The following is a 5416-nucleotide window of genomic DNA, read 5'->3' as shown; positions in this document are numbered from 1 at the left end:
CATTTATTGAGCAGCGTTTTGGGTGTTACCTCCGGGATATTGATCTTTAAATCTGATTGCAGAGCCTGGAGTTTCCCGCGTTTCCAGCTGCTGCTCAGGATTCCATAATGCCTGATCCGCACAAACCTTCTGGGCAGAATATGAAGACTGAAGCGCCTGATAAACTCCACATGGGATAGGGTCATCTCCTTTTTTTCGCCACCTTTCCGGTAATCTTTGTAGCCAAAACGAACTTCTTTATCGGTAACTTCTTTGATGCGGTGATTGCTGATGGCGACTTTGTGGGTGTATCTGCCTAAATATTCAATCACCTGTTTCGGACCGCCAAAAGGTCTTTTGGCATAGACGACCCAGTTTTTGGCGAATAGTTTTTCCATTAAATTGGAATCTTTTACTCCCGAAGTTCTCAATAAAGCCACAAACTTTGCCCGGAATACTTTGCTCATCGCTTTTACAGAGAAGAGATATTTATCGGTTCGTACTTTCTTTTTCCACTTTCCGTGATGATCAATTCCGCCGCCAGGAACAATGCAGTGCAGGTGCGGATGAAGGCTCAGGTTCTGTCCCCAAGTGTGCAAAACACCAATCATGCCCAGCTGCAGGCCTTCGGTTTTGCCGAACTGGTTTAAAGTGGCCCAGGCGGCCTCAAACAAGGCTTTGTAAATGAGTTGGGGCTGGGATATTGCGAGCCCATTCAACTCCTGCGGCAGTGTAAAAACCACATGATAATAGGTGCACGGCAAGAGGTCCTGTTCGCGCTTTTGGATCCATTCTTCCTTTTTGTGTCCCTGACACTGGGGACAGTGACGGTTTCTGCAGGAGTTGTAACTGATGCTCATATTTCCGCAGCCATCACACGCATCGATATGGCCGCCCAAAGCTGAAGTCCGACAATAGGACAAAGCCCGCAATGTTTTTTCCTGATGAGCCGTAAAATTCCGGGCCGATAAATTGATTTTGCGAAGAACTTCGGCTACACTTCCGCCCTTACTTCGGGATTCCATTTTTGCGGCACAAAGCGAAAACGGTATCCAAAGGACTGTGCGGTTTTTGGTCCGAGAGCTGGCACACATGAAGATATTCCATTGTACTTTCAATACGCTCATGACCCAGAAGTTTCTGTACCATGATGATCGGAACGCCGTCTTCCAGCAGATGCGTGGCGTAGCTGTGGCGCAAAGTATGGGTGTGAACCTCTTTGGTGATGCCGGCTTTTTTTGAGATGGTCTTGATCACCCACTGAACACCGCGCTGGCTGTAGCGGGAATCGAAATCTTTGCTGGCAGACCGTGAAGCCCCTGTGCTGAGCGCATCAATCTCTTCAATATTCCTGTTATGGTTTCCATTGAATAAATACTGAACCGGATTCTCAATACTGATGAAGGTTTTCAAGCCTCTGATTAAATGTTCGGACAGGGGAACATAGCGGTCTTTGCTGCCTTTTCCCTGCACGATATGCAGCATCTTCCGGTCGAAATCCAAATGCTGAAGCTTGATATTCCTTACTTCCATACAGCGCAGTCCGCAACCGTAGATCAGGCCGATGAGCAGCTTGTGTTTCAGGAGTTCAGCACTTTGAAGCATTCGCCAGATTTCTTCACGGCTTAAAATAGTGGGAAGTTTTTTGACTTTTGGAATCGCGGGAAGATGGAGGTAGCTGTAAGGCAAGCCTTCGGTTTTCAGCAAAAACCGCAGTCCGTAAACGGTATGTTTAAAGTACGACTGAGAAGGGGTTTTTGATCGCTTTTGAAGTTCAAAAAGGTAATCTTTGATGTCTTCCGGGTCTAATTCGGTAGGGACTTTACCGAAATGAAGCGCTAAGGCTGCAACGTGACGGGAATAATTGTCGAAGGTACGCTTGCTTCTGCCCAGGATGGAAATATTTCTTTCGAAGCGTTGCAGAAGTTCGGCAAAACCGTTAACTTCGCTCGAGGCACGATTCAGAAATTTGTTGGTCCTTAAATCCTCCGGAGATTTTTTTTTGTAGCCATTTCATGAGTTTTTAAAAGGTTAATAAAAACAAAGTTACTAAAACGGCGAATGGGAAAATCTACCGGAGGTTTAGTTCAACAGCAGTTTGGCAATATGGCGGGTTTTGAGCTTAATTTGAAGTTGGTTTTGTACATGCAAAGTCAATGTTTAACCGAAAGTTTAGGCTTCCTTAATCCGCCACATCGCCAAGCTGCGAAACGTTATACGAGATTGCATAAAACAGCGTAACAGAAAGACTTAACAAAAATTCAATGAAATATTTATAACAAATCAAGAAACAGAAAGATTAAAATTCAGAAAATTAGAACATTCTGATTTTGAAAAGTGGATTGAGTTATTTAAAGACGATTATGTAACCAAAATGCTCGGAATGGACGAGTATAAAACACCAAACGAACGATGCGAAAAATGGTTTGAATGGACTTTTAATCGTTATGAAAATAACTTGGGTGGTCAAAATGTTTTAATTTCTAAAAAAAATAACGAATTAATTGGACAATGCGGACTTTTAGTGCGTGAAGTTGAAAATGAACTTGAACTTGAAGTTGCATATTCAATTCTTCCGAAACACAGAATGAAAGGTTTCGCAATTGAAAGCGCAAAAAAGTGTAGAGATTTCGCTTTTGAAAATAATTTTCACGAAAGATTAGTTTCAATAATAATTCCTGAAAACGTAAACTCTAAAAATGTTGCGCTTAAAAATGCAATGAATTTTAATAGAAAAATAGAATATAGTAACAAACAAATGGATTTATTTCAAATTACTAAAAATGAATGGAAAAGTTGCAACCTCGTATAATAACTAAGCTTTCGTCTTGTCCGCAGGACAGAAGATGAAAGCCCGTTGAACGGAAGCTCCGGTGGCTTTTCAACAGCATTTTGGTCTTTTATGGGGATGTCGTTTTTAGAATTTAGATACACAAAGCAATTTTCATCGAAGATTTTAGCAAGTAATTCAATTTTTGGCAAGTAGGAAGTTTTTGTATTTTCAGCCCGCCTACAGAAATACCCCACCGTTATCTGTAAACTCATAAGAATAAACGTAAAACAATGACAAACAAATCAATATATCAAATTTCCTTTATATTCTTTTTTATTTTTTTCTCCTCAACTATAAAATCACAAACAAAAAATAAACCTTTTTTTGAAGAATTCACAAAAAAAATTAATGATTCAATTCCTTCTATTGGCTCATTCATTGTCTCTAAAAATGACAAAATTATTTATGAGCAATATTTTAACGGAGCTAATAAAGAAACAATCTTTAATGTAAAATCTGTAACGAAAAGTATCACTTCAATTTTGGCGGGAATTGCAAAAGATAAAGGATTACTTTCTAACCTTAATACTCCAATTTTAAAAATTCTTACAGAATATGATATTTCACGAGATAATTTTAATAACATTTCAAACATTGAAGGAAAAATTACCAATGATTCTATTAGAAAAACAGTAACATTAAGACATTTAATGACAATGCAAGGTGGTTTTGATTATACTGAAAATAGTCAACTTTCTCGCGCCATGGGGTTTTCTTCAGACCCTGTAAAATTTATGCTAGACTTACCTTTTGAAGAATATCCAGGAGATACATTCAACTATAGTTCTGGCGAAACTTATGTTTTCGGAGCAGCACTTTCAAAATTGGTAGATTCCAGTTTGAAGGATTTTGCTGACAAAAACTTGTTCAATCCACTATCTTTAAAAATAACAAAATGGGATACAGATGTTCTAAACAGAAATTTGGCAGGTTCTGAACTTTTTATGAAACCAAATGATATGCTAAAGTTCGGGTCTTTAATTCTCAACAAAGGGAAAATTGAAAACAAACAAATTGTATCTGAAAAATGGATTGAAGAATCTACCGCAGAACAAGTAAAATTGGATTCTTGGGATGTTTTACCAAATGCAAATGGTTATGGATATTATTGGTGGCGAAGAAAAACAAATGGACATCAAGCCTTTGTAGCAGTTGGTTATGGAGGACAGATTATTTGTATTGTTCCTGATTTAAGAATGATAATTGTTACAACTTGTTTTCTTGGAGAAAAAAATCGTGGAAGAATTGAACTTAAAAAACTTCACGGTTTTATTGACCAAATAACAAAATAGAATAGTCTGCAGATAATAACTAACCTTGAGCTTCGCTCTGTTCACTTCGTTCGGGTCGTTTTGTCTGCAGGACAGAAGATGAAAGCCCGTTGAACGGAAGCTCCGGTAGCTTTTCAGCGGTATGATGGTCCTCTTATGGGGATGTCGTTTTTAGAATTTAGGATCACAAAGCAGTTTTTCGGAAGGACTGCTTTTTTTTGTGACCTTTTGTGGTCTTTGAGGGTGTTTTCTGCTGTTTTTCTTCGCTGCAAAACACAGTTTCCCTTACCCGCAAAGTTTATTTCGCAGACAAAGGTTGGGTGACGAAAAGAAAATCCTGTGGCGGACCGCGCTGCCCGAAAATAGCAATGGTCACAAGGTTTCCTTCCTTGCAGCACCGGCATTTATTGAGCAGCGTTTTGGGTGTGAAGTTTGATATTCCGCACTTCCATGCAGCGCAGTCCGCAACCGTAGATCAGGCCGATGAGCAGTTTGTGTTTCAGGAGTTCAGCACTTTTAAGCAATCGCCAGATTTCTTCACGGCTTAAAATAGTGGGAAGTTTTTTCACTTTTGGAATCGCGGGAAGATGGAGGTAGTTGTAAGGCAAGCCTTCGGTTTTCAGCAAAAACCGCAGTCCGTAAACGGTATGTTTAAAGTACGACTGAGAAGGGGTTTTTGATCGCTTTTGAAGTTCAAAAAGGTAATCTTTGATGTCTTCCGGGTTTAATTCGGTAGGGATTTTACCGAAGTGAAGCGCTAAGGATGCAACGTGACGGGAATAATTGTCGAAGGTACGCTTGCTTCTGCCCAGGATGGAAATATTTCTTTCAAAGCGTTGCAGAAGTTCGGCAAAACCATTAACTTCGCTCGAGGCACGATTCAGGAATTTTTTTGTCCTTAAATCCTCAGTAGATTTTTTTTGTAGCCATTTCATGAGTTTTTAAAAGGTTAATAAAAACAAAGTTACTAAAACGGCGAATGGAAAAGCTACCGGAGGTTTAGTTCAACAGGCGTTTGGCAAAAAAGCGGGTTCAGTGCTTAAATGAAGCTTTGTGCTTCGTATCAAGTTCAGTGCTGGCGGACAGTTTAGTGCTTCGAAAACCGCTTCTTCGCCAAGCGCCGAAACGTTGTGCGATATTTTAAACCAATATTATGTATAGAATTGCAAACGATATTTCAAAATTAAAAAATAACCCTTCCAATTATTTAGGCGAAAGAAATTTATACGAGTTGGCAAGGTATATTGATAGAATTAATGTTGCGCATTCTTTTGAAGACAATATCTTATTCTCCAAATACTGCCAATTATATTTTTCCGAAAAGGTTGATATT

General features: G+C 39.4%; 7 protein-coding genes and 2 pseudogenes. 4 read left to right on the top strand and 5 right to left on the bottom strand.

Features of this window, described 5'->3' with window-relative positions; all coding sequences use genetic code 11:
* From AP75_RS13665 to AP75_RS14750, 3 genes and pseudogenes are all read right to left on the bottom strand, one after another.
* On the bottom strand, positions 1-1004 hold a 1004-nt coding region (locus AP75_RS13665; RefSeq protein WP_088264985.1), incomplete at its 3' end, for an IS91 family transposase.
* The gene (locus tag AP75_RS13660) at positions 988-1686 is read right to left on the bottom strand and encodes a tyrosine-type recombinase/integrase (RefSeq protein WP_242589849.1); all 699 of its coding nucleotides are present in this window, start codon (positions 1684-1686) and stop codon (positions 988-990) included. The genes AP75_RS13660 and AP75_RS13665, both read right to left, overlap by 17 nt.
* A 57-nt stretch (positions 1687-1743) precedes the next feature.
* Positions 1744-1872, bottom strand: a pseudogene (locus AP75_RS14750) (tyrosine-type recombinase/integrase); the annotation flags it as partial.
* A gap of 168 nt (positions 1873-2040) precedes the next feature.
* Between AP75_RS14750 and AP75_RS13655 the strand changes: the two are divergent.
* The 3 genes from AP75_RS13655 (at position 2041) to AP75_RS13645 (ending at position 4104) form a co-directional block, all read left to right on the top strand.
* Positions 2041-2220 (top strand): hypothetical protein, encoded by a 180-nt coding sequence (locus AP75_RS13655; protein ID WP_031501587.1) that lies wholly within the window; start codon positions 2041-2043, stop codon positions 2218-2220.
* Positions 2221-2248: 28 nt separating this feature from the next.
* Entirely contained in the window at positions 2249-2791 is a 543-nt protein-coding gene (locus AP75_RS13650) for a GNAT family N-acetyltransferase (protein WP_088264983.1), read from the top strand.
* A gap of 251 nt (positions 2792-3042) precedes the next feature.
* A complete protein-coding gene (locus AP75_RS13645) occupies positions 3043-4104 on the top strand; it encodes a serine hydrolase domain-containing protein (protein WP_088264982.1) in 1062 nt (353 codons plus the stop codon).
* Between the two features lie 277 nt (positions 4105-4381).
* Here the strand turns inward: AP75_RS13645 and AP75_RS14950 are convergent.
* Positions 4382-4516 (bottom strand): annotated as a pseudogene (locus AP75_RS14950) (IS91 family transposase); the annotation flags it as partial.
* Positions 4488-5018 carry a tyrosine-type recombinase/integrase gene (locus tag AP75_RS13640; protein ID WP_242589847.1) on the bottom strand — a complete coding sequence of 177 codons (531 nt, stop codon included), beginning with the start codon at positions 5016-5018 and terminating at the stop codon, positions 4488-4490. The pseudogene AP75_RS14950 and the gene AP75_RS13640, both read right to left, overlap by 29 nt.
* A 218-nt stretch (positions 5019-5236) precedes the next feature.
* Here AP75_RS13640 and AP75_RS14565 point away from each other — a divergent pair.
* On the top strand, positions 5237-5416 hold a 180-nt coding region (locus AP75_RS14565; RefSeq protein WP_221404551.1), incomplete at its 3' end, for a hypothetical protein.

The sequence above is a fragment of the Kaistella haifensis DSM 19056 genome (assembly GCF_000735695.2).
Classification (GTDB): Bacteria; Bacteroidota; Bacteroidia; order Flavobacteriales; family Weeksellaceae; genus Kaistella; species Kaistella haifensis.
The sequence above is the reverse complement of the archived record's forward strand: the minus strand, read 5'-3'. Positions and strand labels throughout refer to the sequence as shown.